We start from the raw sequence: 25,934 nt of genomic DNA, 5'->3' as shown, positions 1-25,934 counted from the left end.
ACGCTCGCGTGAACGCGTTCGTCAAGCGCAACCCCGGCGCTCCTCCCGGATATTTCGCCTGGGAAGCCGCAGGGCTGCAATGGCTCTCGGCGGTGCAGAATGGTGTGCCGTGTGCGCGGGTGCTCGACCACGACGCGACAAGCCTGACGCTGGGGCGGTTGGCGCCGGCGGCGCCGACGCGGGAGGCCGCGCATGACTTCGGCTCGCGGCTGGCGGTCACGCACGACGCGGGCGCGCCGGCGTTCGGCGCGGGCCCCGACGGCTGGGACGGTTCGGGCTTCTTCGGGCCGCTCTCGCGGCCGCTGCCGATGTCGCTGACCGCGCATGGATCGTGGGGTGAGTTCTACGCCGACGAACGGCTGGTGCCGATGGCCGAGCTGGCCGCGCCCAGGCTAGACGCACAGACGCATGAGGCGTTGGGGTCGGTCGTCCAGCGGTGTCGGTCGGGTGCTTTCGACGACGGCGATCGGCCGGCGCGGCTGCACGGCGACCTGTGGAGCGGCAACGTGATGTGGACACCGGACGGGGCGGTGCTGATCGACCCTGCCGCGCACGGCGGACACCGCGAAACCGACCTGGCAATGCTGGCACTGTTCGGTTGCCCATATTACGCAGAGGTGCTCGCCGGCTACTCCGGAGTACGGTCGCTGCGGCCGGGTTGGCGCGAACGCCTCGGACTGCACCAACTTTTTCCTTTGCTGGCTCACGTTGCGCTGTTCGGGGCAGCCTACGCGCAGCAGACAAAGTTGGCGGCACGGAGCGCGTTAGCAGCCCGATAGCAGCCCGATAGCTCCGTGACCGCGGCTCTTACGGCCACTCGGCCTAGTTGAATGCGAGCCAGCTCGGCAGCGCGCGTTCGTGGGAGTCGCACAACACCTGACGGGTGTCGCAGTTGCCCTTCGGCGAGCCGGCGCCCGACCACATCCCACCGGTATCGCGGCGCAGCACGATCGCCGACGAGCCGCCACCGTCCAACAACACTGCGGTGTCGGATCCCAAGCCGCGGAACAGGTCCTGCATGTTGTCCGGCGTGTAGCTGCCGCCCTGGAACACGTACATCTCGTCGCGGTCCCGGTTGTATGCGATCGCGGTCCGAGCCGCGCTGGGCCCACCGTCGTTCAGCTGACCCGTAGCGCCCGGCGTGAGCAATCGGATACCACTCACCGCGACGAAGCGCGCATTCTGGTCGAGCAGCTTCTGAATCTCCGGCGTCGCGTAGTCGTACTCGCCGGGATTTTTCGGCGCGATGATGTACGGCGCGCCGCCCATCGGAAGGATCATCGTCGACAACGCCGACCAGTTCTCACCGCCTCCCGAGAGCGCCTGCTTGCCGGCATACGCCACCGTCCCCGTGACCGCCTGATTGGCCCTGCCCTGGCCGCGCGTGTTATCGACGTATGCGCCCAGCGGTGAGCTGCATCCGGTTTCCCGCCACGAGCCGCCCTTCTGCCCGCGTATGTCGAAGAAGTTCGCGTTGATCGCGATCGTCGGCTGCCCCAACGCCTGCCACGCCTGCAGCGGCGGATAGACCTCGGACGCCTGCCACAGTCCCTCGCCCGTGCGTGCACCGTCGTTGCGTTCGCAGCGGGCCTGCGCGCCGGTGTGCGTGTCCACCAGCAGGTGCGGATTCAATCGAGACGACGCACTTTTGATCGTCATCAGGTGGCCGCCGTTGTCCAGCGTGTAGTCCCCGCCGCCCGCATTGCGGAACGGCGCGGCGAACTGACCGCCGAAGTTGTACACGAGGTACGAGCCCTTGGTGTTGGCGATCGCCGCCAGAAGCAGCCCGCGGGCGTCGCCGTCGGCCCGTGCGCGCGGCTCGGTGCCGGTCGTCGCCAACGCCACGCACAGCGTCAAGGTGGCCACACCGGCCGCCAGACATTTGCTGGTTTTGGCTCGTGTCGGCACGGTCGCCCCTTCCATGAAGGACACCCGAAGCAACACAATAGCCTCATCAACAACACTGTCAACTTACGTAACAGCTGGGTCACGATTGGATACCGGGTCGAATTGATTTCCGCCCCTTGGCCTTTGCTGACGGATCGGCTGCTATACGGCGGAGCCGAAATCCACGACGACGTTATGGCGTCGTCAATTAGGGGAACCCGGTCTGCGTCGGCGCCCGGACTGCGGGGCCACCAACAGAGGAGCAGCAATGATCGGATCCATCATCGGTGCGATTGTCGTCGGGGCCATCATCGGCGTTCTGGCGCGACTGATCATGCCGGGCAAGCAGAACATCGGCGTCATCATGACCGTCCTCCTTGGCATCGTGGGCGGCTTGGCCGGCTCGGCGATCACCAGCGCCTTCGGCTACCACAATGAGAAGGGAATCGCATGGATTCCGTTCATCGTCGGCATCGTGGTCGCGATCATCCTGATCGCCATCTACGTCGCCGTCACCGGCAGGGGAACCACGGCGCGTCGTCCATGATCACGGCGGAGCCAGGCGGTACACCGCGCCGGCGTAGTCGTCGGTGATGTAGACGGCACCGTCCGGACCGGTCGTGGCCGCCACCGGTCGGCCCCAACGCGATCCGTCCGCCGCCTGGAACCCGCCGACGAGCGTCTGCTGATTGCCGAGCGTGCCGTTTCGCCAACCGAAGAACGACACCTCGGGCGCACACGGCGGCTCGCGGTTCCACGAGCCGTGCACTCCGACGAGCGCGCCGGCGCCGAATGGTGCGGGCAACGTGGCGAAGTTCATGCCAAGCGGCGCGGCGTGTGCGCCCAGGGTCTGCTCGACCGGCGGGACCGTCGCACAGTCCAGCTTGCTTCCGTCGGCGTTGGTCTCGACGTCGCGGACGAACCCCGCGTTGGCCGGGCCGCCGTCGGGATTGCAATAGGGCCAACCCAACTCGCGGCCCGGTGTCAGGCGGGCGAGGGCCTCGGGCGGATGGTCGTTGACGTAGTCCTCGATGACCTCGCCGTAGTTCGGGCCCGGCCGCGGGTCGGCAATATTGTCGCGTTCGTTGACCGCCGTCCAGACCGAGCCGTCGGGCGCGACCGCCAGACCCGTGCCGTTGCGCACACCGCGCGCGAACACCTGGTACGGGCCGCCGCCGGGCGGGATCCGCATGATAGTCGCCCGCTGCGGCGTCGCCTCGCGGTCCCGCGCCGAGACGTTCCCCGTCGAGCCGATGGAGAAGTAGATCGCCCCGTCGGGCCCGATCGCCACGCTCTTGAGCGCGTGCGCATAGGCGCCGTGCAGTTCGGGGCTTCGATCGTCGGGCAGGCCGGTGGCGATGGGGCGGCGGGCGGTCGCTTGCCCGTTTGCGTACGTGTACGCGTCGATGTGGTTGCTTTCGGCGACATACAACGTCGAGCCGGCGAAGGCCAGGCCGTGTGGGGCGATGAGGTTGTCGAGCAGGATCTGTGGATCGGCGCCACCCGGCCGCGGGGCGAGCCGCATCACTTGCCCAGTGGCAGGTGCGGAGACCAGCAGTGCGCCGTCCGGGGTCCACACCGCAAGCCGCGCCATGGGCATGCGCGACCACACCGACATCGTCCAACCCGCCGGCACCAGCGCCTGCCGGGGCACGTCGAACGGCTGCTGCGCCAACTCCGCCGGCACTTGCACCCGCGTTGCGGTCAACCCGGCCGGCGCGGCCGCCGGTGGCGCGGCCGGTTGCTGGTGACGTGCCGGCATTGTTGAGCATGCGGCCACGACGATCGCCGCGAAGACGACGGTGGCCGTGCTACGCGGACAGCCCGGCATGCATTTCCCACACCAGGATCTCCGACGGCTGGGCCGCGGTGACCCGTTGATCGCCCGATGCAGTGAATCGGACCGCGTCGCCCTCATGGAGTTGGCCCGCGCCCTCCAGCGTCACGCCGCCGCGTGCGACGAACAGGTGCAGATACGGTGCCTGTGGCAATTCGACGCTGTCGCCGGGCTGCATCCGAGCGCCGTGCAGAGCGGCGTAGCGGTTATGGATCGAAATAGCGGACGTGTCACGGTGTTCCGGCATGCCCGAGGCGATTGTCACCAGCCCGCCACTGAGGAGTTCGTCGTCGATCTCGAGCTGTTGGTACCCCGGCGTGATCCCGGGCTCATCGGGCGCCACCCACATCTGCACGAAATGCACTGGCTCCGTGTGTGACCGGCCTCCGGTGAGTCGCCAGGAGTCATTCTTCTCCGAATGCAGGATTCCGGTGCCGGCCGACATGCGCTGCGCCAGGCCGGGATAGATGACGCCAGAATGCCCGGTGGAGTCTTGATGCACCAGCGAACCGCGCAGCACCCACGTGACGATTTCCATGTCCCGGTGCGGATGCGTTTCGAATCCGGTTCCCGGCGCCACGATGTCGTCGTTGTTGACCAGCAGCAGACCGTGATGGGTGTTGGCCGGGTCGTAGTGCTGCCCGAACGAGAACGAATGCTTGGAGTCCAGCCAATCGATCCTCGTCTTCGCGCGGTCGGCCGCACGGCGGATGTCGACGACTGGTGTCATGCTGATCAGTCCTTTGCTATCGGTGCCAGCCTAGGCGGCCCGTGCTGGACTCGACAACATGGCCGTGCGCAGTTGCGCGGCATCTGCCGCGCAGCCGCGGGCGTTGGCTACCAGTCCGCGTCGGTGAACTTGATGACGCCGCGGATGTTCTTACCGTCGAGCATGTCCTGGTAACCGTCGTTGATGTCCTCCAGCCGGTACGTGCTGGTGACCATCTCGTCGACCTTCAGCTGCCCGGATTTGTACAGCCCGACCAGCTTCGGCGTCTCCACATGCGAGCTGCCCCCGCCAAAGATGTTGCCCTTCAAGGTCTTCTGCAACATCGTGAACAGGAACAAGTTGAGCTTGACGTCGACGTCGGTCATCGCGCCCATCCCGGTCACCACGCAGGTCCCGGTCTTGGCGGTCAGGGTCAGGGCCTCCTCGACGTACTCGCCTTTCATCTCGCCGACCGCGATGATCGTCTTGTCGGCCATCAAGCCCTCGGTCAGGTTGATCATCGGCTCGATCGCGGCGGCCATCGACTGGTACGCGTGCGTCGCGCCGAACTTGATCGCCTGTTCACGCTTGAACTCCACCGGGTCGATGGCGATGACGTGTTTGGCACCCGAGAGCACCGCGCCCTGCAGCGCGGCGATGCCGATGCCGCCGACGCCGATGATCGCCACGGTCTCGCCGGGCTGGACGTCGGCGACGTTGGTCGCCGATCCGAAGCCGGTCGGCAGCGCGCAGCCCATGATCGCCGCCGACTCGAACGGCACCGACGGGTCGATCTTGACGACCGAGTCCTTGTGCACGGTCAGGTACGGGGCGAACGTGCCGAGCAGGTTCATCGGCGACACCTCGGTGCTGCCGGCATGCACGCGGCTGGTGCCGTCGGCGATGGCCTTGCCGCCGAGCAGCACGGCGCCGCGATCGCACAGCGAGCGGAAGCCCTTGAGGCAGGGTTGGCACTGCCCGCACGCGGGGATGAACGCCAAGATGACGTGGTCGCCCTCTCGCAGTCCGGTGACATTCTTACCGACCTTGGTGATCATGCCGGCGCCCTCATGGCCGCCGAGCGCGGGCAAGCCGATCGGCGTATTGCCGTTGACCAGGTGATAGTCGGAATGACACATGCCGGCCGCGTGTAACTGGATCTGCACCTCGTCTGCGACCGGATCGCCGACGTCGATTTCGTCGACCGTGAATGGCGAGTTCAGCTCCCACAACAGAGCGCCCTTGGTCTTCATGGGCGTGATCATAGCCACATTTCGAGAACACGTTCCAAAAGGGGTGGTCGTTTAGCCTCTGAGCTGCTTATATGGCTGGTTAGATGGGCTCGTACTGGTGACCCGGCGCTGGGCGTTTGTGAGCGCGTCGTCGACCTCGGCGAACGTCAGCGCGCCTGGCCGATTCAGCCGAATCTGGATCTGGTACTCCGGTTGCCCGGTAGGCCCAAAGATCGGCAGCACCAAGAATTCCGTCGTCTTCACGTCCTTCTCCAGCGTCTTGGTGACGGAAGTCAGCGTCACCATCGTCATCAGGGTGGTGAGTTGGCGTGCCACCGCGGCCGCGGGTCCCAGCGATGCCAGGACGCCGGTGAGGCGATCGTGAAGCGATGCGTGCGCGTCGTCGAAGCGCCAGGCGCCATAGCCGCGGGCGCGGATGTCGGCTAGCACTCTACGGTGGTCGTTCACGTCGGCCTCGGTGAGCCGGGGGGTGACCCGGCGCAGCCACGCGTCGACATCGTCGTCGTCGCGCCATGCCATCGCGACGAGCCCAAACGGCGGGTCGATGGGAAAGCCCTGCCCGACGGCGTATTCCGAGTCAGCGCTGTGGCCAACGGAGTCGACGATCGTGAGCTGCCGCTCGCCGATCCGCGACATCGAGCAGGCGGCGTCGAGCGTACGGTGCAGGTCGGTGAGAACCTCGCGGCCGCTGTCGAGAAGCGGGAACTGTGCTCGCAAACCGTGCACGATGCCGAAGAGGCCGCTGCTCAGCCGGTAACGGCGGCCGTCGTGGCGGCACACCCAGTCGGCGTCCTCGAGCTCGGCGAGCACCAGTGCGCAGGTCGACGTGCTGATGCCGCAGCGGCGGGCGATCTCCGCCGAGGTGAGCGCCGCATTCGAATCCGCCAGCGCGTCGAGCACCTCCACCACGCGGCGGGTCGGCGGGGACTTCGCCGTTGACGGCCTCACGATAACCTCCCTACCATTCTTCCAAATACTACCCAAGCGCGTCCGAATATTTGGAGACTCGATGGCGATAAAGGTCGGTGTCTGGGGGCCCGGCTCGATGGGGCTGATCGCACTGCGGGCGGTGATCGACCATCCCGCGTTGCAGCTCGTCGATGTGCTGGTGCATCGCGACGCCAAGGCCGGCCGCGACGCGGGCGAGCTGTGCGGGATCGACCCCGTCGGGGTCGTCGCAACCCAGGACGCCTCCGCGATGCTGGCTGGGGACGCAGATGTAGTGGTCTACGCTGCGGCCGCGAATCTGCGACCGTTGGAAGCGGTGGCGGACATGGCCGGGCTGCTGAGGGCGGGCAAGGATGTGGTGTCCTGTTCGGTGGTGCCACTGGTGTACCCGCCGGCGCTCGACGCTGCGGTGACCGATCCGCTGCGGGACGCGGCGCTTGCCGGTGGGGCGTCGTTCTTCACGACGGGCATCGATTCAGGGTTCGCCAACGACGTTTTGCCGCTGACTCTCTCGGGCGTGTCGCGCAACATTGAAGCCATCCAGGTCACCGAAATGTTCAATTACGCAACGTATCCCGACGCATCTGCAGTGTACGAGATTCTCGGCTTCGGCAAGCCGCCGCAGGCTGAGGCGTTCGCCGCGACGCCGGGCGTGTTCACGTTCGGTTGGGGCCCGGTGCTGCACCAGCTGGCCGCCGCGCTCGGAGTGCAGATCGACTCTATCGACGAGGACGTCTCCCGCGTGGCAACGCAGTTCGCCTTCGACACGCCGACGGGGCATATCGCGGCGGGCACGGTTGCGGCGATGCGCTCGACGTTGACCGGGTTCGTCGAGGGCAAGCCAACTTTCGTCGTCGACCACGTCACCCGCATGCACGACGACATCGCGCCCGATTGGCCGCAACCGCAAATCTCGATCCCGCCGCGGGACTTGGGCTACGGCGGAGCGTCGGGCCGCGGGGTGTACCGCGTTGAGATCAACGGATCGCCGAGCATCCGCTGCGAGCTCGAGCTGGCGGAAGACCATGACCATGATCTCGGCGCCCGGATGGCCGGTGCCACGCGGATGGTCAACGCCATTCCGGCGGTGCACGCCGCCCCGCCCGGTCTGCTGTCGGCAATGGATCTGCCGGTGATCACCGGCGCGGGCCTGGTGCGGCCGGTGGTCGGCCCGGTGCCGGACTCCCGGTTATTCGGCTTCGCCTCCTCGCCGAAATAACCGCCAATGGCGGTCAAAGCTCGGGCGGCAGGCCGAACTTCGCGAACAGCGACGTGTCGAGAAACGCGACGACGTGCTCAATTCCACCACGGCCCATCTCGATGACATGCAATTGGAACGCCACGTGCTTGCCGCCCTCGCGCATGTACAACGCCGCGGCGGGTTGGCCGTTGGCGGCGGTCGGGATGAACCGCATGTCGCCGGGCCCCTCAGCCGGGCATTGGTGCCGTGTCAGCGTGGCAATCGCCTGCGGGCCCTGATACCAACCGTCGAACGGCGGCATCTCCCAGATTGCCTCGGCGGTGAACATGTCTACCAGCTTGTCGATGTCATACGCCTCGAACGCGGCGATGTAGCGCGCGAGCCGATCCCGGATCTCCGGCGAGTCGGGTGCCTGCGGCGGATTCTCGGCGCTCGGGCCGACCGCCTCGAGCTGCGCCCGGGCGCGCTGCAGCAGGCTGTTGACCGCGGCGGTCGACGTGCCGATCGCGTCGGCGACCTCGGCGGCCTTCCACTGCAAGACGTCGCGCATCACCAGCACCGCCCGTTGCCGCGGCGACAGGTGTTGCAGCGCCGCGACGAACGCCAGCCGCACCGCTTCCCGCGAGCCGACGATCACCGAGGGATCGGCCGGGTCGTCGTACAAATCCGGAAGCGGCTCCAGCCACGGAACCTCATGCCGTTCCACTAGTTCACCGGCCGGGTCGGAACTTGGTGCTCCCAGCCCGCTCGGCAGCGGGCGGCGCTGCTTGCCCTCCAGCGCGGTCAAGCACGTGTTCGTTGCGATCCGGTACAGCCAGGTCCGCAGCGACGACTGGCCCTTGAATCCGCCGTAGGCCTTCCACGCCCGCAGGTACGTCTCCTGCACCAGGTCCTCGGCGTCGTGCAATGACCCGGTCATTCGGTAGCAGTGCGCCAGCAGCTCGCGACGGTGCGGCTCCGCCTGCACCAGGAATTCGTTGTCGGCTTGGTGTGCGAGGACGCTCACCCGTGCGAGCTTACGCACGCCCGGTGACAAGCTGCCCGATATCCTCGCCCGGTGGCCACCACCCGCACTGAACACTCCTTCGACGGTGCCGGCGGCGTTCGCATCGTCTACGACGTGTGGACGCCCGATACCGCTCCCCGCGGCGTGGTGGTGCTGTGTCACGGGTATGCCGAGCACGCCCGCCGCTACGACCACGTCGCCCAGCGGTTCGGTGCGGCGGGGCTGATCACCTTCGCCCTCGATCTGCGCGGCCACGGCCGCTCGGGCGGCAAACGGGTCTGGCTCAAGCGGCTGTCCGATTACACCGACGACTTCGCCACGCTTGTCGGCATTGCCGCCGCCGACCACCCCGACCTCAAACGCGTCGTCGTGGGCCACAGCATGGGCGGCGGCGTCGTGTTCGCCTACGGCGCCGAACATCCGGGCGACTATGTCGCGATGGTGCTGTCCGGACCGGCGGTCGCCGCACAGCTCGAGGCACCGCTGGCGCTCAGGGTCGTCGGCAAGGCGCTGGGGAAGATAGCGCCCGGCGCGCCGGCGAAAAAGCTGCCCACCGATGCGATTTCACGCGACCCGGACGTGGTGGCGAAGTACAACTCCGACCCGCTGGTGTACCACGGTTGGCTGCCGGCGGGGATCTCCCGTGCGCTGCTCGAGATTGGCGAGAGCGAGCCTCGGTTGGCGGCGCAGCTGACCGCGCCGCTGCTGATCGTGCACGGTGACCGGGACAAGCTCATAAATGTTGAGGGCAGCCGGATCCTGTCCGAGAATGCTGGCGCGGCCGACGTCGCATTGCAGGTCTACCCCGGGCTCTACCACGAGGTCTTCAACGAGCCCGAGCAGGACCGAGTGCTCGACGACGTGGTGTCATGGATAGAGGTGCATTTGTGAAAAGGCTTGCCCGTCGCGGCATTTGGCTCGCAGCGACGCTCATCGTGCTGGCGGGCTGCTCGTCGAAACCGGCCCCCCCGCCGTGGGTGGACGACGACGTGACATTCGAAGCCGACGGGGTGACACTGTACGGCACGTATCACCATCGGCAAGGCGACCAGCCCGGGCCCGCGGCGTTGCTGATCTCCGAGAGCGGGCAGACCGACCGCAACGGTGACAACGCGGTCGCGGGCCCGGTCGCCAATATGCGCAAGCTCGCCGACCTGCTTGCCGAACGCGGCGTCGCCACCCTGCGCTACGACAAGGTCGGCACCGGGCGCACCGGGCTCGGGACGTATGCGAAGCACCCCGCCGACGTGGGCAGCGCGGTTTACACCTCGGGGGCCAAGGCCGCGGTGCGATTCCTGGCCCACCAGGCCGGCACCGACAAAGACCGGATCTCCGTGTATGCGCTCGGCGAGGGCACGGTTCACGCGATGAATCTGGCCGTCGACAAGAGCGCCAACGCGCCGAAGATCCACTCGCTCGGCCTGCTGCAGCCGCTCGCCGGGCGCTACCTCGACCAGATCACCGAACGGGTGCGCAACGACGCCGCGTCCGAGGTCAAGGCGGGACGGAAGACCCAAGAGGAGGCCGATCAAGTGGTCGCGGCGTGGACGGCCGCGGTCGTCCAGGCGCGCCACGACGGCACGGCGCCGGCTGAATTGCCGGACGGGCTAGGCGCGGTCCTCAACGCGAAAAACGTCAACGCCGTCGTGCAGGCAGACGCAATCAACCCGATCGCGCTCGCGATGCTGATCCCTGCCGCCACGCCGGTGCTGTTGACCTGCAGCGACTCCGACGCGCAGGCCGACTGCCGGCTGGTGCAACCGTTGGCCGACGCGCTGAAGCAGACCCAACTCGATTTCGTGAAGCTCACCGGTGTCAGCCACGTCCTCAAAGACGACCCCACCGACAGCATCCTCAACTACGCCAAGGATCAGCCGTTGTCGCCCCAGCTTGTCCCGGCGCTGGACCGGTTCGCCTCCAAGTAGACATCCCGGGGATAGACTCCAAGCGTGCCGAAAACGGTCGTCGCCGTCGGCTACGGCGGCCCGGAAGTCCTTGAGCTGCAAGACGTTGTGCTGCCGCACCCCGGTCCAGACCAGGTGCTGATCGACGTCAGGGCGGCCGGCACCAACCCGGTCGACTACAAGCTCTACAGCGGCGACATGGGCGACGACCCCGATGCGCTGCCCATGCCGATCGGCCGGGAAGTGTCCGGCGTGATCACCGCGGCGGCGCCGGACACGGCCGGATTCACCGGCCCGCTAGCCGTCGGCGACGAGGTGCTCGCGACCAATCTTCGTGGTGGCTATTCCGAGCAAGTCATCGTCGACGCGGCGCAGGCCGGGCACAAGCCGCCGAACATTTCGTTCGAGCAGGCCGCCGGCTTGCTTTTGGCCGGTGGAACGGCGTGGCACCTGCTCGTCGCCACCCAGCTGACGGCGGGCGACACGGTGTTGATCCACGGGGCCGCCGGCGGTGTCGGGTTGTTGGCGGTGCAGCTCGCGGTGGCACGCGGTGCGACGGTGATCGGCACCGCCGGCCGCGGACAGCACGACATGTTGCGCCGTTACGGCGCGGAACCGGTCGAGTACGGACCCGGGCTGGCGGATCGGGTACGCGCCATCGGACCCGTCAATGTCGCGTGGGACCTCGTCGGCGGCGACGAGGCGCTGGACACGTCCGTCGAACTGGTCGCCGACCGGGGCAGGATTGCCACGATCGCCGGGTTCGGGCGAGCCGCCGAACTCGGCATCGCGGCGCTGGCGGGGTTCAACAAGGAAGCGCGCGAGATCCGCGACGCGTCCCGGCCCGAGCTGCTGAAGCTGGTCGCCGAAGGGAAACTCGAGGTCGTCGTCGACAAGGTCTTCGCGCTCGAGGAAGCGGCCGAGGCACACCGCTACCTGCGGGGCGGCCACGCTCACGGGAAAGTCGTACTCGTCCCTTAACCTGGCGCGCATGACCCGACAAGCGAGAAGCGGAGCGGATCGCGCATGAGCGACGACAAGATGCTGGCCCGGATCGCCGCGCTGCTGCGCCAGGCCGAGGGCACCGACAATCCGCACGAGGCCGAGGCATTCATGGCTGCCGCGCAACGGCTGGCCACTGCGACATCGATCGACCTCGCCGTCGCGCGGGCACATTCGTCGACCCGCACCAAGGCGCAGACCCCGGTGCAGCGGACGATCACGATCGGAAACGCGGGCACCAAGGGGCTGCGCACGTATGTCCAGCTGTTCACCGTGATTGCCCACGCCAACGACGTCACCTGTGACGTCGCGTCCAACTCGACGTTCGTCTACGCGTACGGCTTCGCCGAGGACATCGACGCCAGCCATGCGCTGTACGCCAGCCTCGTGATGCAGATGGTGCACGCGTCGAACAGGTACATCGCATCGGGAGCACACCGGCCGACGCCGACGATCACCGCCCGGCTGAACTTCCAGCTGGCGTTCGGCGCCCGCATCGGGCAGCGGCTGGCCCAGGCCCGCGAAGAGGCCCGGCGTGCGGCGCACTCCGACCGCTCGGGCAAGCCGGGCACCGCTCTGGCCCTGCGCAACAAGGACATCGAGCTGCGGGATTTCTATCGCGAGACATCCGGCGCACGCGGCACCTGGTATGCCCAACGCGCGTCGGCCGGCTATTCGTCGAGCGCGCGACGGGCGGGCGACCGGGCCGGTCGACGAGCTCGCCTCGGGAACAGTCCCGAATTGCCAGGCGCCAGAACCCCCTTGGAAAGGTGAGCCGAGACGCTCAGCGCTCGAAGGTCTACGCGGCCGAGCAGTTCGTCCGCACACTCTTCGACCGGGCCGCTCAGCACGGTTCCCGCGCGATCGAGTTTTTCGGCGCGCAGCTGACGCTTCCGCCGGAGGGCCGCTTCGGTTCGGTGGAGTCCGTGCAGCGCTATGTCGACTCGGTGCTGGCCCATCCGGCGGTCGGCGAACGCTGGCGTTCTGGCCCGTTGACCGTGCGGGCGCGGCGTGGCGTGACGGCCGCGCACTTCGAGCGCCGCGACGACATCGCCGTCATCGCGGTGCCCGACCGCAAGAGCACCTGGGCGTTGCGCGAACTCGTCGTGTTGCATGAAATCGCCCATTATCTTTGCGACACCGACCCGCCCCACGGCCCCGAGTTTGTCGCGACGATGTGCGAGCTGGCCGGTGTGGTGATGGGCGCCGAGGTGGAGCACGTGTTGCGGGTCGTCTATGCGAAAGAGGGTGCGCGCTGACCACTGCCGGACTCCCGCGCTCGACCAAGTCAGCGCGGCAATGGCTGCGGCAACGGGTGGTACCAGCCCCGCCGACGCCGTCGCCGTGAAATGGCCAACGCCACCGCCCCGCAAAACGCCAGCGTCGCCGCCACGGCCGAGGTCGCGACAACATAGAGGTCCCGGGCGGGCGTGCCCGGCGACGCCTTGCTAGCCAGGTGCAGATGGTAGTTGCCCGGAAGCTGTCCCGGCGCCGGAGCATCCAGGCCGGGAAACTGCTGAGTCTTGTGCACGTCGAATTCGCGTTGCCCGTCGGGTGTTTGGGTCCAATCACCCCACACCGGTGTGACACCGTCGAGCAGGACCTTGTCCTCACCGTATTGGGGATCCGCGCCGGCGTCGACGACCTGGTTCACCAAAAACGGGTCATAGCTCGCATCTGGATAGTCGACGGCGATCGGGACGTCGTCGTAGGTCACCAGCGGCGGCGGCGGTGGCGGCAGCAGACCGCCTCCCGGGTCATAACCGCCACCGAAGAAGCTTCCCACCGCGGCGTCAACGGCCTCCCCCGCAGTGTCCAGCACCAGCGCCGTGAAGTTGTAGGCGCCGTATTCGGCGGCGTCCAACACCACACTGCCCAGTGGCGGTATCACCACGATCTGCGGCGCTCCGTCGTAGTCGTACAGGATCTGCAGCTGGTCCTGGTACGGGTTGCAGATGATGGGCCGGTAATCGTCGTCGTAGCGCACCCAGTTGCGGTCCCACTGCCGCACCTGGTGATCCCACTGGTGTGGCTCGAATCCGGGGCGGTCGGCGCCGGGGGCACGCCGATCCTGACCGCCCCGAGTCCACCCGTTGGCGTCGGTGGGCGGCAACCGGACCTTGTCACGCAGCTTGTCGACGTCTGCCGCCGCTGCGGCATCCGGCTTGTGTTCGACCGGCACCGACGCCTCGGCGGTGGCGACGTCCTTCTGCGGCGCCTGCATGGTGACCGCCTGATGAACCGTCACCACCTGGCCGCCCGGCGGCGCCCCCCGCGGGCCCCCGTTGACGCCCGCCCCATTCTGCGGTGCCGGCCCCGGTCGCGGCCCGGGCGTTTGACCAGAGAATGGCCCGACACCACCCGGCGGGGCTAACCCATGCTGGGTGGGCGGGCCCGTGTTCACCGGCGCGGACTGGGTGCCGGTTGCCGGGGCGTTCGGCGCGCCGGGCCCCTGCTGATTCGGCGGAGCAACGGCGTCATGTGGCGTCGTGGGCTCGTTTCTGGTGACCGGCGGAGCGGCCTGCGGATTCGGCGCGACCGGCGCTGCATCGTGAACCGGAGGCCGCGGTGCGGTCTGTACCGGAGCCGGCGCTGCATTGTGCACGGGAGCCTGCGGTACGACCCGGGGAGCCGGCGGCGGCGCGACCCGGGGAGGCGGCGGAGCCGGGGCTGCCATCCGGGGAGGCGGCGGAGCCGGGGCTGCCATCCGCGGAGCCGGCGGAGGCGGCGGGATTATCGGTGTGGGCGCGGGCGCGGCGAGCGCCGGCGCGATGCCCCCGGTAAGCGCGGACAACGAGATTACCGCCCCGGAAGCCAGCACAACCATTCCCCCGCGACAACGGCAAAGCCAAAGTGCGCGACTCATCGGGCCCGACTCCTCTCCTAATCGGGATGGCAGATCGTCTGCCACCTTCCCCGCCAACCCGCGTGCCGGCGTGCCCACTTGCAAGCGCAGCCACGCCGCCGAGGGCCGCGGAAACCATCGCGTCAGCAAACACTCCGCCCGCAGCGGGGCATGGGCTCCCGCGTCGTTATTTTGTTCGTAGAGAGATTAAGATTCATTGCTGTTCGGCTTGCTCTCAGTCTTCCCCCGCATCCTGCGCATTCGGATAGAGCTAACTGTGAGGTCGCCTAAAGAGTTGCCCGGGTGAACATTTGGCTAGCGTTGACCGGGTGGCCGAGCCAAGCGCGCAGGACGTGGATGACTTCCTGAACCGGACAATGATTGGTGACGATCCGGCGTTGACGGCGGCGCTGCGAGCTTCGGACGACGCCGGGCTGCCGTCGATCGCCGTATCACCGCAGCAGGGCAAGTTCCTGTTTCTGCTTGCTTCCGCGATGCGCGCGACGCGGGTCCTCGAGCTCGGCACGCTGGGTGGGTACAGCACGATTTGGCTGGCCCGAGCTGTCGGGCCGTCGGGGAAGGTGGTCACGCTGGAGTACGAACCCAGGCACGCCGAGGTGGCGATGGCGAATCTGGCTCGGGCGGGCGTCGGCGAGCGGGTGGAGGTGGTCGTCGGCGCGGCGCTGGACACGCTGCCCGGTTTGGCCGGCCGCGGGCACTTCGATCTGGTGTTCATCGACGCCGACAAGGAGAACTACCCGGCGTACGTGCAGTGGGCCGTCGAACTGGCCAGGCCCGGTTCGGTGATCGTGGCCGATAACGTAGTCCGCGCCGGTGCGGTGCTGCGGCCGGGCGACGACCGGGCCCGTGGGGTGCGGGACGCGCTGCAGCTGATGAGTGAGAATCCGCGGCTGGACACCGCCGTGATTCAAACTGTCGGGAGCAAGGGCTGGGACGGCTTCGCGATGGCACTTGTGAAGTAGGCAGGCGTCGGTCAGCCGCAGACCGCTCCGATCGCGGCCGAGCCGACCAGTTTCCGGTACTTGGCCAGCACGCCGGTGGTGTAGCGCGGCGGGGGAGGGCTGAAGCCGTCGCGCCGCGACGCGAACTCGGCAGGATCGACGACCACGTCCAGCGTGGCGTTGGCGACGTCGAGGCGAATCCGGTCGCCGTCGCGCAGGAATGCGATCGGGCCGCCGTCGACCGCCTCGGGCGCGATGTGGCCAACGCACAGGCCGGTTGTCCCGCCCGAGAACCGCCCATCGGTGAGCAGCAGTACGTCCTTGCCCAGGCCCGCGCCCTTGATTGCGCCGGTGATCGCGAGCATTTCACGCATTCCGGGGCCGCCCTTTGGCCCCTCGTAGCGGATCACCACAGCGTCACCGGCCGTGATCGTGCCGTCCTCGAGCGCGTCGAGCGCTGCCCGCTCTCCGTCGAAAACCCTTGCGGTGCCTTCGAAGACGTCGGAATCAAAGCCGGCCGACTTCACCACCGCACCCTCGGGCGCCAACGAGCCGCCGAGAATCGTGATGCCGCCGGTCGGATGGATCGGATTGTCCAGCGCCCGCAACACCTTGCCGTCGGGATCCGGCGGGGCGATGTGCGCGAGGTTTTCGGCCATTGTCTGGCCCGTGACCGTCAGGCAATCGCCATGCAGCAGACCGGCATCCAGCAATGCCTTCATCATCACCGGTACGCCGCCGATGCGGTCGACGTCGAACATCACGTGCCGGCCGAACGGCTTCACGTCCGCCAAATGCGGCACCTTTGCGCCGAGGCGCGTAAAGTCCTCCAGCGACAGCTTGACGTTCGCCTCATGCGCGATCGCCAACAGGTGCAGCACCGCGTTCGTCGAGCCGCCGAACGCCATCACCACCGCGATCGCGTTCTCGAACGCCTCCTTGGTCAGGATGTCGCGTGCGGTGATGCCCCGGCGCAGTAACTCGACCACGGCCTGGCCGCTGCGGCGCGCGAATCCGTCGCGGCGGCGATCCGTGGCCGGTGGTGCCGCACTGCCGGGCAGCGACATACCCAGGGCCTCGGCGGCGCTGGCCATCGTGTTGGCGGTGTACATCCCGCCGCAGGCGCCCTCACCCGGACAGATTGCCCGCTCGATCGCGTCGACGTCCGCGCGCGGCATCAACCCCCGCGCGCACGCGCCGACCGCCTCGAACGCGTCGATGATCGTGACGTCGCGCTCGGTGCCGTCGGACAGCTTCGCCTTGCCCGGCAGAATCGAACCGGCATACAGGAACACGCTCGCCAGATCGAGTCGCGCGGCGGCCATCATCATGCCGGGCAGCGACTTGTCGCAGCCGGCCAACAGCACCGAACCGTCGAGCCGCTCGGCCTGCATCACCGTCTCAACGCTGTCGGCGATCACCTCGCGCGACACCAGCGAGAAGTGCATGCCCTCGTGACCCATGGAAATGCCGTCGGACACCGAGATCGTCCCGAACTCAAGGGGGTAGCCGCCGGCGGCGAACACGCCGTCCTTGACGGCCTTGGCGAGCCGGTCCAGCGATAGATTGCACGGCGTGATCTCGTTCCACGACGAGCCGACGCCGATCTGCGGCTTGTCGAAGTCCTCGTCCTCCATACCTACTGCTCGCAGCATGCCCCGCGCGGCGGCTTTTTCCAGGCCATCGGTGACGTCACGGCTGCGCGGTTTGATGTCGACCTCCGATGAGCCGCTCGGGCGAAGAGCATCGACCCCCGATGAGCCGCTCGGGCGAAGAGCATCGACCCCCGATGAGCCGCTTGGGCGAAGAGGATTGGCCATCGCTTCAGTATGCCTTTGCCGTCGCCCCAGGCAAAAAGGATTTGTATACCCCAGTAGGGTATCGGTACAGTGAGAGGCATGGCGTCCATCACCGTGCGTGCCGCCGCCGCTGTCGGCGCGCTGGTGATCGGCACGACATTGGCCGCCTGTGGCGGGTCGTCAACCGATGCACACGCCGGCCACACCACCACCACGGCGCAGGACTCCGAGGTAGCCAAGCACAACGCCGACGATGTCATGTTCTTGCAGAACATGATTCCGCATCACCAGCAGGCTGTTGACATGGGGACGATGGTGCCGAGTCACACGAATAACCCCGATCTGCTGACACTGGCCAGCGAGATCCAGCGCGATCAGCTGGGCGAAATCACCGCGTTTCAGGGCTACCTCACGCAGTGGGACCAGCCCACCCAAGCCGATCACATGGGACACGCAGACATGGGCATTTCGGGCATGGTCGATCCGAACACGATGAACCGGCTGCAGTCACTTCATGGCGCCGACTTCGACAAGTTGTGGATGCAGTCGATGATCGGCCATCACCAGGGCGCGCTTGCGATGGCCCAGCAGGAGATCACCCACGGTCAGAACCGGGACACGATCAGCATGGCCAGGCTGATCATCACCACCCAGCAGAGGGAAATCGATTACATGAAGCATCTGTTAGGACAGGCCAGGCAATGACCGACGCACGCGGGTACTCGTCGCGAAAAGACGACTACGCCAAACGGTTGCGCCGAATCGAAGGCCAAGTTCGCGGCATCGCCAGGATGATCGACGAAGATAAGTACTGCATAGACATCCTGACCCAGGTCAGCGCCGTCAACAACGCGTTGCAGTCGGTGGCGCTAGGGCTGCTCGACGAACACCTCGGCCATTGCGTCAGCAACGCCGTCGCCGCCGGCGGCGAGGACGCGTCCGCCAAGATCGCCGAGGCCTCGGCGGCCATCGCCCGCCTGGTCCGCTCCTGAGTCGGTGCGGGCTTTGACCAATGCGGGCTTTGACTACTGCTTGCTGAAGCCCGTCGGCCGCATCACGAAGATCACCCGGTCGGCCGCATCCGGCGGCGGTTGATCACCCCATGGCGCGTCGTAGCGCTTGGCCAGGTGTTGGTAAAAGGCGCCGGTCGGGTCCGGCTCGATGTCCTCGACCTCGCCGCGGACTTCCAGATATCGATACGGGTTCTCCGGGTCGGCGATCGACACCGCTACCCGAGGGTGCTGCTTGACGTTGCGGTACTTCTGCCGCTTGGTGGTGTGCGTAAACCGCAGCCGCTCGCCATCCCAGTCGAACCACATCGGGTTCACCTGAACCGTGCCGTCCGGCCGGGTCGTGGCCAGATGGGCATACAGTGGTCGTTCCAGCAAATCAGAGTAGCCGTCGGGAACCGCAACCATTTTTGCTCCTCTGGATCTCGTGGATCTCTTAGGGTTACCACCCTGGTTCCCCGCCAACTATTGCCGGGCGGTACGGCCGCTTAAACCCGGCCTTGAAACCGGGCGTGCGATCCGGCCGCTGAGCGGTTAGGTTTGGGCCTGCACGGCAGCGCATGAAAAACTGCGGTCTACCGCCGCGCCGGTGCATTGATTTCGGCGTTTCGTCCGGCACACTGCACTTCTGGAGCCTATGGACCACACCGCCTTCGATGACGGCACCCGGCAAGGCATTGCCGGCGGACCACGGACCCTTGTAAACGGTCGACCCGTCGGCGACCGCCCCGCCGACGACGTATCCCGCGCACGCACCTGGACCGCGCGCATCGCGATGCAGCTGACCGTGTTGGCCGCGGCCGCGTTCATCTACGTCACCGCGGAGATGGTCCCGGTCGGTGCGCTCCCGGCGATCGCGGCCGACCTGCACGTCAGCGAGGCGTTGGTCGGCACGCTGCTCGCGAGTTATGCATTGGTTGCCGCGGTGACGACGGTGCCCCTGGTGCGCTGGACGTCGCACTGGCCGCGGCGGGGCACGTTGCTGGTGACGCTGATGTGCCTGACGGCGTCGCAGTTGATCTCGGCATTGGCTCCCAACTTCGTGGTGCTCGCCGGCGGCCGGGTGCTGTGCGCTGTCACCCACGGGTTGATGTGGTCGGTCATCGCGCCGATCGGTGCGCGGCTGGTGCCGCCCACCCACGCCGGCCGCGCGACCACCGCCGTGTACGTCGGCACCAGTCTCGCACTGGTCGTCGGCAATCCGCTGACCGCGGCGATGAGCCAGCTGTGGGGTTGGCGGTTGGCGGTCGTCGTCGTCACGGTCGCCGCGGCTGTCATCACCCTGGCCGCATGGGTCGCGCTGCCGCAGATGGCGCTGTCCAAAGAGCACATCGAAAATGTCCGCACCCGCGAGCGGCATCACCGCAACGCCCGACTGGTGACGCTGTCAGCGCTCACCCTGATCGGCGTCACCGGCCACTTCGTCTCGTACACGTTCATCGTGGTCATCATCCGCGACGTGGTCGGCATCCACGGGCCGAAGCTTGCGTGGCTGCTGGCCGCTTACGGCGTCGCCGGCCTGATGTCGATGGCGGTGATGGCCCGGCCCCTGGACCGGCACCCCAAGGCCGCGATCGTGGGCTGTCTGACCACGCTCGCGCTCGCATTCTTGGCGCTGACGTCGTTGGCACTCGCCGACGAGCCGGGCCACGTGACGATCATCGTCGGGATTTCCGCAATCGTGGTCTGGGGCGCGGCGTCGACCGCGATGCCGCCGATGCTGCAATCCATGGCGATGCGTAGCGCGCCGAACGACCCCGACGGCGCATCCGGTCTTTATGTCGCCGCGTTCCAAGTCGGCATCATGGCGGGCGCCTTGTCGGGTGGTGTGATCTACGAGCAGGGCGGCGTTTCGGTGATGATCGCGGGCTCAACCGTCCTGGTCGCGGCGGCATTGGTCGGGGTGCTGGTCAGCCGCGGACTGTTCCGCCTGCCTGCCGCCGTCGTGCGCCAGGCGTGATTCGATGATTAATTGTCAATGAGAGCTAGCCAAAGGCGTCTCCCCATTTCGACTCATGCGTCACACTGGAACCACAAGGGAGGTCTGACGTGGGCATCGATATCCGCAACGCGGCTCGCGCAGCGACGGTGAGCGCGCTCGGCGCGGCCGCGGGCCTGGTGATCACGGCGCCGTCGGCACTGGCTGACCCGGTTCAACCCGTAGGGCCCCCACCGCCGCCGGCGGCGCAGGACGCGGCCCCGGAGGCGCTCGCGGCCGACTCCGCGACACCGCCGAACGGCGTGCCCCATCTATCGAGTCCGCAGAATCTGCCTCCCGGCACTACCGAGGATCGCCCCCCGCAGAGCCGCGGCCTGACCTACCTGCGGGAGCTGTGGCAGGCGGTGCAGACCCAGAACATCAGCGGCAAGGATGCCCTGCTGCTGCTCACCCAGCGCCCGCTGGACCCGAACTCGGCGCCGCCGCCGGGACTGTCCGCCGGTCCCCAGGCGCAGGGCCCCGCGCAGCCGCCGCCACCGACGCCATAATCCGTCAATCTCCGGATTCGCTCGCATTTCGACCGCTGGGTTTGTAACAAAACCGCTGCTCAGACGGATGCAATGAATAGTTGCCGGTCGGGTGGTGAAGGGGCGTGTGGTCATGGGCACCCAGCCGCCTATGCAAAACTAGGGTCATTGGAGGTCTGGAGGTGGGGATGTTTAGGCGAACCGGAGGCGCATTGCACTGGGCCCCGTCGCAGTGGCCGAGGCGCGCATTGACCGCCTGGTTCGGGGTGCTCGTGGCCTTGGTTGTGGCGTCGCCCACGGCACTGGCACAGCCCGATCCCGGCGCTCCGCCGGTTGAGCCGGTGGTGCCGCCGCCGGCGCCGGTTGACCAGCTGGCGGCCCCGCCGCCGGTTGACCCGCTCGCATCGCCTGCTGACCCGGCGGCCGCGCAGCCGATGCCGATTCCGGAGGGCACCCCCGCGGGCCAGAACCCGACCCCGTTCACCGGCACGCCGCCGTTCCGGCCGCCGACCTTCAATCCGGTCAACGGCTCAGTGGTCGGGGTGGGCAAGCCGATCATGATCAACTTCGCGGTGCCGATCTCCGACAAACCGATGGCCGAGCAGGCGGTACACATCTCGTCGAGCCCCGCGGTGCCCGGCAAGTTCTACTGGACGAGCGACACCCAACTGCGGTGGCGCCCGTTGGACTTCTGGCCGGCCAAAACCACGGTGAACATCGACGCGGCCGGCACCAAGTCGAGCTTCCGGACCGGCGACCAGCTGATCGCCACCGCCGACAACGCCACCCACCAGCTGACGGTCGCTCGAAACGGCAAGGTGGAGAAGACCATCCCGATGTCGATGGGCATGGCGGGTCACGACACCCCCAATGGCAAGTACTACGTGCTCGAGAAGTTCCCCGACATCCTGATGGACTCCGCGACCTACGGGGTGCCGAACACCTCGCCGCAGGGCTACAAGGTGCATGTCCAGCTGGCCGTCCGGTTCGACAACAGCGGCAACTTCGTGCACAGCGCGCCGTGGTCGGTGGCCGATCAGGGTAAGCGAAACGTCAGCCACGGCTGCATCAACATCAGTCCCGACAACGCGAAGTGGTTCTACGACAACTTCGGTAGCGGCGACCCCATCGTCGTGGTCAATTCGGTCGGCACCTACAACAAGCCCGACGGCGCCTCGGACTGGCAGGTTTAGTTCCAGATCCTGACCCGCTGCGCCGGGTTCAGATACAACGCGTCGGATTCGGCGACGTCGAACGCGTCATAGAACGCGTCCATGTTGCGCACGACGCCGTTGCAGCGGAATTCCGGCGGCGAGTGCGGATCCACCGCGAGCCGGCGGATCGCCTCGGCCCGCCGTGACTTGGTCCGCCATATCTGCGCCCAGCCGTAGAACACCCGCTGCTCGCCGGTCAGCCCGTCGATCACCGGCGCCGGCTTACCATTGCGCGACAGCTTGTAGGCCAGCAGCGCGATCGACAGCCCGCCGAGGTCGCCGATGTTCTCGCCGACGGTGAATGCGCCATTGACGTGCGAGTCGTGGTGTCCCTTTAAATCCCTCGGCACGTAATCGTCGTACTGCTCGATCAATGCCTTTGTCCGGGCGCCGAATTCGGCACGGTCCTGATCGGTCCACCAGTCCACCAGATTGCCGTCGCCGTCGAACTTGGCGCCCTGGTCGTCGAAGCCATGCCCGATCTCGTGTCCGATCACCGCGCCGATGCCGCCATAGTTCGCGGCGTCGTCGGCTTCCGGGTCGAAGAACGGCGGCTGCAGAATCGCGGCGGGGAACACGATCTCGTTCATGCCGGGGTTGTAGTACGCGTTCACCGTCTGCGGTGTCATGAACCATTCGTCTCGGTCCACCGGGCCGCCCAGCTTGGCCAGCTCACGGTCATGGTTGACCGCGTAGCCGCGGCGGAAGTTGCCGTACAGGTCGTCGCGTTCGATGCGCAGCCTCGAATAATCGCGCCACTTCTTCGGGTAGCCGATCTTGGGCGTGAACTTGTCCAGCTTGGCCAGCGCCCGCCGCCGCGTCTCGGGCGTCATCCAGTCCAGCTCGCTGATGCTGGCGCGGTACGCCTCCCGCAGGTTTGCCACCAGCTCGTCCATCCGCGCCTTGGCCTCGGGGGGGAAGTAGCGCTCGACATACAGCTTGCCCAGCGCGTCGCCGATCAGGCCTTCCACCAACCCGACGCCACGCTTCCACCGGTCGCGGATCTGCTGGGTGCCCGACAGCCTGCGGCCGTAAAACGCGAAGTCCTCGGCCACCAAGTCGTCGGTGAGCATGAAGGCGCGGGCATGGATCAACCGCCAGCGCAGCCACCGCTTCCAGTCCTCCAGGTCTTCGCTCGACCACGCCCCCGCGAACGCCGTCAGGTAATCAGGCTGGCGCACGACCACTTCGGCGGCCGCCTCCGGCGAAGTGCCCAACGCGCTCACCCATCCAGACCAGTCGAACCCCGGCGCCTCGGCCGGCAGGTCGGCGAACCGGCGCAGGTTGTAGGTCAGGTCGGCGTCGCGGCGCTTGACCACATCCCAGTGCGCGGCCGCGAGCTTGGTCTCCAGCGCCACCACCCGCTCGCCCGTCTCGATGTGGTCGTCGGGGGTGCCGCCGTATACCAGCGCAAACATCGCGGCGATGTGCCGCGGATACGCGGCGAGGATCTCCGCGTGCTGCTCGTCGCGGTAATACGACTCGTCGGGCAGCCCAAGGCCGGACTGGTTCAGGTGCACCAGGTAGCGCGTCGAGTCCTTCGCATCGGTGTCGACGAAGGCGCGCGTGCCGCCGCCGACGCCGCTGCGCTGCAGCCTGCCCATCACGGCGGCCAGGGCGGTGGGGTCGGCGGCCGCGTCGACGGTGGCGAGTTCGTCGAGCAGCGGGTGCAGCCCGATCCGGGCCACCGTGTCTTCGTCCATGAAGCTGGCGTACAAGTCGCCGATGCGCTGCTGGTCGGTGTCGCTCGGCGCGCCGGCGTCGGCCGCCTCGGTGATCAGATCGCGGACCTGCTCCTCGGCGCGGTCGTACAACGCCCGGAACGCGCCGTCGTACGCGCGGTCGGCGGGGATCTGATGTTCCGCAAGCCAGCGGCCGTTGACGGTGCCGAACAGGTCGTCTTGCGGCCGGGTTTGGTCGTCGACGTAGGACAGGTCGATGCCGGAACGAGGTATTGAAGCCGTCACCAGGCCATCCTGCCACGGTGTCCAAGCCCGACACGGACTCAGCCAGGAAGGGTAGCCTCACAGCCGTGCCAGACGAGCCCATTGAGGCTGACAGCGGCGATGACCAGGAGCGCGCCGCCGCACCGGCCGACCGCGAAGCCGCACCGCCCGACAGCGAAGCCGCACCGCCCGACAGCGAAGCCGCACCCCCCGACCACGCCGCCGGCCCGATGATCTCCGCCTACGGTGTCGCATCGGCGGTGCTTGGCCTGGTCTGCGTCGGGGCGGTCGTGCTGTCCTATCTGATTTGGTCAGCCCATCACCAACGAGTCGAGAACGCCAATTACGAGTTGCGGACCGCGCAGGCCGCCGTCGACTGGACCGGTGTGCTGATCAACATGAACAAGGACAACGTGGACAGCAGCCTGAACAGGCTGCACGACGGCACGGTCGGCGAGCTGAACAACGACTTCGACGCGGTGATAAAGCCGTACCGCGAGGTGGTGCTGGCGCTGCAGGCGCGCAGCAGCGGCCAGATCAATTCGGTGTCGATCGAGTCGTTGCACCACAACCTCGACGCCCAGCCCGGCGCCCCACCGCCCAAGCCGGAGCAGGCGCCGCCCGAGTTCGCATCCCGCACCGACACCGTGCTGATCGTGGCCACGTCGGTCAGCGAGAACGCGGGCAGCCAAGGCAAACCACAAACCGTGCGCTGGAACCTGCGCCTCGGTGTCTCCGACGTCGACGGCAAGCTGTTGATCTCCCGGCTGGAGCCGATCCGGTGAGAAACATCCTCCGGGTGGTGGCCTTCGACATCATCGCGCCGCTGGCCGCGATCGGCGCCCTGTTGATGATCGGTCTCATCCTCGACTGGCCGCTGTGGTGGGTCGCGGTGTGCGCGGTGCTTTGCCTGCTGATCGTGCAGGGCATGATCGTGAATTTTTTCCTGGCTCGCCGTGATTCGGTGACGGTCGGCACCGACGACGATGGTCCGGGTCTGCGGCTGGCGGTGGTGGGGCTGACGACGGCGGCGTTGGTCGCCGCGGTGCTGGTGGGCTACACCCGCTGGACGGTGCCCGATCGGAAACGCGGCGAGGACATGGACGAGGTGGTTCGGCTGGCCAGCAGCGTGGCGGAGGCCACCGCGACCTTCTCGCCGCAAGACCCGACCTCGAGCATCGATCGGGCGGCCGCGCTGATGGGACCCGACCAGGCCGCGGCGTACAAGAACGCCTTCGCCAAGACCGCTGCCGAGTTGGCCGCCAAGAACATCTCGTCCCAGGCCCAAACCGTTTCCGCCGGCGTCGAGGCGCTCAGCCCGCAGGCGGCCAGCGTGGCGGTGATCATGCGCGGCACGCAGAGCCGGAGCGGGGCGCCACCGGAGCGGGCGGTGTTGTCGTTGCGGGTGACGCTGTCGAAGAACGACGAGGGGGACTGGAAGGTGTTCGACGTGTCGCCGATCAACCCGTCACCGCAGCCGGTGCCGCCGAGCTAGCCGTCGAGCAAGCCCGCGTGCTCTACCTTCAGGCAGCGGTCCATCACGACATGTAGCCCCGCCGCGTGGGCGTCGCGCGCGACCTGCTCGTGCCACAAACCCAGTTGCAGCCAAAGCGTTTTCGCCCCGACCGCGATCGCCTCGGCCCCGACCGACGGCAGCTGATCGTGGCGACGGAACACGTCTACCATGTCGGGCACCACCGGCAGGTCGGCCAGCCTCGGGTAGACGGGCCGGCCGTCCAGTTCGGCGATCGTCGGGTTGACCAGATAAAGCTCGTAGCCGCTGCGCGACACCAGGTAGCGGTATACCTCGTTGCTGGGTCGCATCGGGTCCGGCGACACCCCGACGATCGCCACGGTGCGGGTGCCGTGCAGGATGTCGCGCAGCTCGGCGTCGTCGGGCTCGGTCCACGGTTGGTCGGGCATACCTCCATCCTAAGTTGCATTA

General features: G+C 67.5%; 27 protein-coding genes. 16 read left to right on the top strand and 11 right to left on the bottom strand.

The genetic code is table 11. The features are described 5' to 3' along the window. The first annotated feature begins 8 nt into the window (after positions 1-8). A complete protein-coding gene (locus tag VE759_RS15025; protein ID WP_324933789.1) occupies positions 9-779 on the top strand; it encodes a fructosamine kinase family protein in 771 nt (256 codons plus the stop codon). A gap of 43 nt (positions 780-822) precedes the next feature. On the opposite strand, the gene VE759_RS15020 is transcribed toward VE759_RS15025, so the two are convergent. After that, positions 823-1,923, bottom strand: a complete 1,101-nt coding sequence (locus tag VE759_RS15020; RefSeq protein WP_324933787.1) for a phosphodiester glycosidase family protein — start codon at positions 1,921-1,923, stop codon at positions 823-825. Between the two features lie 232 nt (positions 1,924-2,155). On the opposite strand from VE759_RS15020, the gene VE759_RS15015 reads away from it, so the two are divergent. After that, on the top strand, positions 2,156-2,434 hold the full coding sequence (locus tag VE759_RS15015) for a GlsB/YeaQ/YmgE family stress response membrane protein (RefSeq protein ID WP_324933785.1): 279 nt from the start codon (positions 2,156-2,158) through the stop codon (positions 2,432-2,434). Here the strand turns inward: VE759_RS15015 and VE759_RS15010 are convergent, their stop codons facing one another. From VE759_RS15010 to VE759_RS14995, 4 genes are all read right to left on the bottom strand, one after another. After that, positions 2,435-3,718, bottom strand: a complete 1,284-nt coding sequence (locus VE759_RS15010; protein ID WP_414687921.1) for a PQQ-dependent sugar dehydrogenase — start codon at positions 3,716-3,718, stop codon at positions 2,435-2,437. After that, positions 3,699-4,454, bottom strand: coding sequence for a pirin family protein (locus tag VE759_RS15005; RefSeq protein WP_324933783.1), 756 nt, complete (start codon positions 4,452-4,454; stop codon positions 3,699-3,701). Before VE759_RS15005 ends, VE759_RS15010 begins: the two co-directional genes overlap by 20 nt. Before the next feature lie 107 nt (positions 4,455-4,561). Next, the gene (locus tag VE759_RS15000) at positions 4,562-5,686 is read right to left on the bottom strand and encodes an NDMA-dependent alcohol dehydrogenase (RefSeq protein WP_324933781.1); all 1,125 of its coding nucleotides are present in this window, start codon (positions 5,684-5,686) and stop codon (positions 4,562-4,564) included. Positions 5,687-5,737: 51 nt separating this feature from the next. Beyond that, entirely contained in the window at positions 5,738-6,634 is an 897-nt protein-coding gene (locus tag VE759_RS14995; protein ID WP_324933779.1) for a MarR family transcriptional regulator, read from the bottom strand. A 61-nt stretch (positions 6,635-6,695) separates the two neighbouring features. On the opposite strand from VE759_RS14995, the gene VE759_RS14990 reads away from it, so the two are divergent. After that, positions 6,696-7,853, top strand: a complete 1,158-nt coding sequence (locus VE759_RS14990; protein WP_324933777.1) for a dihydrodipicolinate reductase — start codon at positions 6,696-6,698, stop codon at positions 7,851-7,853. Positions 7,854-7,866: 13 nt separating this feature from the next. On the opposite strand, the gene VE759_RS14985 is transcribed toward VE759_RS14990, so the two are convergent. Further along, entirely contained in the window at positions 7,867-8,841 is a 975-nt protein-coding gene (locus tag VE759_RS14985; protein WP_324933775.1) for a sigma-70 family RNA polymerase sigma factor, read from the bottom strand. Between the two features lie 51 nt (positions 8,842-8,892). Here VE759_RS14985 and VE759_RS14980 point away from each other — a divergent pair, with 51 nt between their 5' ends. The 5 genes from VE759_RS14980 to VE759_RS14960 are packed head-to-tail and all read left to right on the top strand — an operon-like array spanning position 8,893 to position 13,006. Further along, positions 8,893-9,732 (top strand): lysophospholipase, encoded by an 840-nt coding sequence (locus VE759_RS14980; RefSeq protein WP_324933773.1) that lies wholly within the window; start codon positions 8,893-8,895, stop codon positions 9,730-9,732. Next, on the top strand, positions 9,729-10,766 hold the full coding sequence (locus VE759_RS14975) for a hypothetical protein (RefSeq protein WP_324933771.1): 1,038 nt from the start codon (positions 9,729-9,731) through the stop codon (positions 10,764-10,766). The genes VE759_RS14980 and VE759_RS14975 overlap by 4 nt, the downstream gene beginning before the upstream one ends. 24 nt (positions 10,767-10,790) lie before the next feature. Continuing rightward, complete coding sequence (locus tag VE759_RS14970; RefSeq protein ID WP_324933769.1) at positions 10,791-11,726, top strand: NADP-dependent oxidoreductase; 936 nt, start codon at positions 10,791-10,793, stop codon at positions 11,724-11,726. A 45-nt stretch (positions 11,727-11,771) separates the two neighbouring features. Then, positions 11,772-12,521, top strand: a complete 750-nt coding sequence (locus VE759_RS14965) for a DUF2786 domain-containing protein (RefSeq protein ID WP_324933767.1) — start codon at positions 11,772-11,774, stop codon at positions 12,519-12,521. Then, positions 12,518-13,006: a TIGR04338 family metallohydrolase gene (locus VE759_RS14960; RefSeq protein WP_324933765.1), complete on the top strand. Its 489-nt coding sequence runs from the start codon at positions 12,518-12,520 to the stop codon at positions 13,004-13,006. The genes VE759_RS14965 and VE759_RS14960 overlap by 4 nt, the downstream gene beginning before the upstream one ends. A gap of 29 nt (positions 13,007-13,035) precedes the next feature. On the opposite strand, the gene VE759_RS14955 is transcribed toward VE759_RS14960, so the two are convergent. Further along, a complete protein-coding gene (locus tag VE759_RS14955) occupies positions 13,036-13,995 on the bottom strand; it encodes a hypothetical protein (RefSeq protein ID WP_324933763.1) in 960 nt (319 codons plus the stop codon). 974 nt (positions 13,996-14,969) lie between these two features. On the opposite strand from VE759_RS14955, the gene VE759_RS14950 reads away from it, so the two are divergent. Beyond that, positions 14,970-15,575, top strand: coding sequence for an O-methyltransferase (locus VE759_RS14950; RefSeq protein ID WP_324933820.1), 606 nt, complete (start codon positions 14,970-14,972; stop codon positions 15,573-15,575). 11 nt (positions 15,576-15,586) lie between these two features. Here the strand turns inward: VE759_RS14950 and ilvD are convergent, their stop codons facing one another. After that, complete coding sequence (gene ilvD, locus VE759_RS14945; RefSeq protein WP_324933761.1) at positions 15,587-17,374, bottom strand: dihydroxy-acid dehydratase; 1,788 nt, start codon at positions 17,372-17,374, stop codon at positions 15,587-15,589. 78 nt (positions 17,375-17,452) lie between these two features. On the opposite strand from ilvD, the gene VE759_RS14940 reads away from it, so the two are divergent. Next, positions 17,453-18,058 (top strand): DUF305 domain-containing protein, encoded by a 606-nt coding sequence (locus VE759_RS14940; RefSeq protein WP_324933759.1) that lies wholly within the window; start codon positions 17,453-17,455, stop codon positions 18,056-18,058. Next, positions 18,055-18,345, top strand: a complete 291-nt coding sequence (locus VE759_RS14935; protein WP_324933757.1) for a metal-sensitive transcriptional regulator — start codon at positions 18,055-18,057, stop codon at positions 18,343-18,345. The genes VE759_RS14940 and VE759_RS14935 overlap by 4 nt, the downstream gene beginning before the upstream one ends. A 33-nt stretch (positions 18,346-18,378) precedes the next feature. Here VE759_RS14935 and VE759_RS14930 read toward each other — a convergent pair whose 3' ends face one another. Further along, complete coding sequence (locus VE759_RS14930; RefSeq protein ID WP_324933755.1) at positions 18,379-18,771, bottom strand: PPOX class F420-dependent oxidoreductase; 393 nt, start codon at positions 18,769-18,771, stop codon at positions 18,379-18,381. A 367-nt stretch (positions 18,772-19,138) separates the two neighbouring features. On the opposite strand from VE759_RS14930, the gene VE759_RS14925 reads away from it, so the two are divergent. The 3 genes from VE759_RS14925 to VE759_RS14915 all read left to right on the top strand — a co-directional run bounded on the left by VE759_RS14925 (position 19,139) and on the right by VE759_RS14915 (position 22,022). Then, on the top strand, positions 19,139-20,323 hold the full coding sequence (locus VE759_RS14925) for an MFS transporter (protein ID WP_324933818.1): 1,185 nt from the start codon (positions 19,139-19,141) through the stop codon (positions 20,321-20,323). 89 nt (positions 20,324-20,412) lie between these two features. Then, positions 20,413-20,850 carry a dopamine receptor D4 gene (locus tag VE759_RS14920; RefSeq protein WP_324933753.1) on the top strand — a complete coding sequence of 146 codons (438 nt, stop codon included), beginning with the start codon at positions 20,413-20,415 and terminating at the stop codon, positions 20,848-20,850. A gap of 167 nt (positions 20,851-21,017) precedes the next feature. After that, the gene (locus VE759_RS14915) at positions 21,018-22,022 is read left to right on the top strand and encodes a L,D-transpeptidase (RefSeq protein ID WP_414687920.1); all 1,005 of its coding nucleotides are present in this window, start codon (positions 21,018-21,020) and stop codon (positions 22,020-22,022) included. Here the strand turns inward: VE759_RS14915 and VE759_RS14910 are convergent. Further along, positions 22,019-24,010: a M13 family metallopeptidase gene (locus tag VE759_RS14910; RefSeq protein ID WP_324933749.1), complete on the bottom strand. Its 1,992-nt coding sequence runs from the start codon at positions 24,008-24,010 to the stop codon at positions 22,019-22,021. The two genes, VE759_RS14915 and VE759_RS14910, sit on opposite strands and share 4 nt — an antisense overlap. Positions 24,011-24,075: 65 nt before the next feature. On the opposite strand from VE759_RS14910, the gene VE759_RS14905 reads away from it, so the two are divergent. Together VE759_RS14905 and VE759_RS14900 are read left to right on the top strand one after the other, a co-directional pair. Then, positions 24,076-24,774 (top strand): hypothetical protein, encoded by a 699-nt coding sequence (locus VE759_RS14905; protein ID WP_414687919.1) that lies wholly within the window; start codon positions 24,076-24,078, stop codon positions 24,772-24,774. Next, a complete protein-coding gene (locus VE759_RS14900; protein WP_324933748.1) occupies positions 24,771-25,484 on the top strand; it encodes a hypothetical protein in 714 nt (237 codons plus the stop codon). Before VE759_RS14905 ends, VE759_RS14900 begins: the two co-directional genes overlap by 4 nt. Here VE759_RS14900 and VE759_RS14895 read toward each other — a convergent pair. Further along, on the bottom strand, positions 25,481-25,912 hold the full coding sequence (locus tag VE759_RS14895) for a CoA-binding protein (RefSeq protein WP_324933746.1): 432 nt from the start codon (positions 25,910-25,912) through the stop codon (positions 25,481-25,483). The two genes, VE759_RS14900 and VE759_RS14895, sit on opposite strands and share 4 nt — an antisense overlap. Positions 25,913-25,934: the final 22 nt, after the last annotated feature.

This window comes from Mycobacterium sp. (assembly GCF_035640695.1).
Taxonomy (GTDB): Bacteria; Actinomycetota; Actinomycetes; order Mycobacteriales; family Mycobacteriaceae; genus Mycobacterium.
This window is presented reverse-complemented; position numbering and strand designations above follow the sequence as displayed.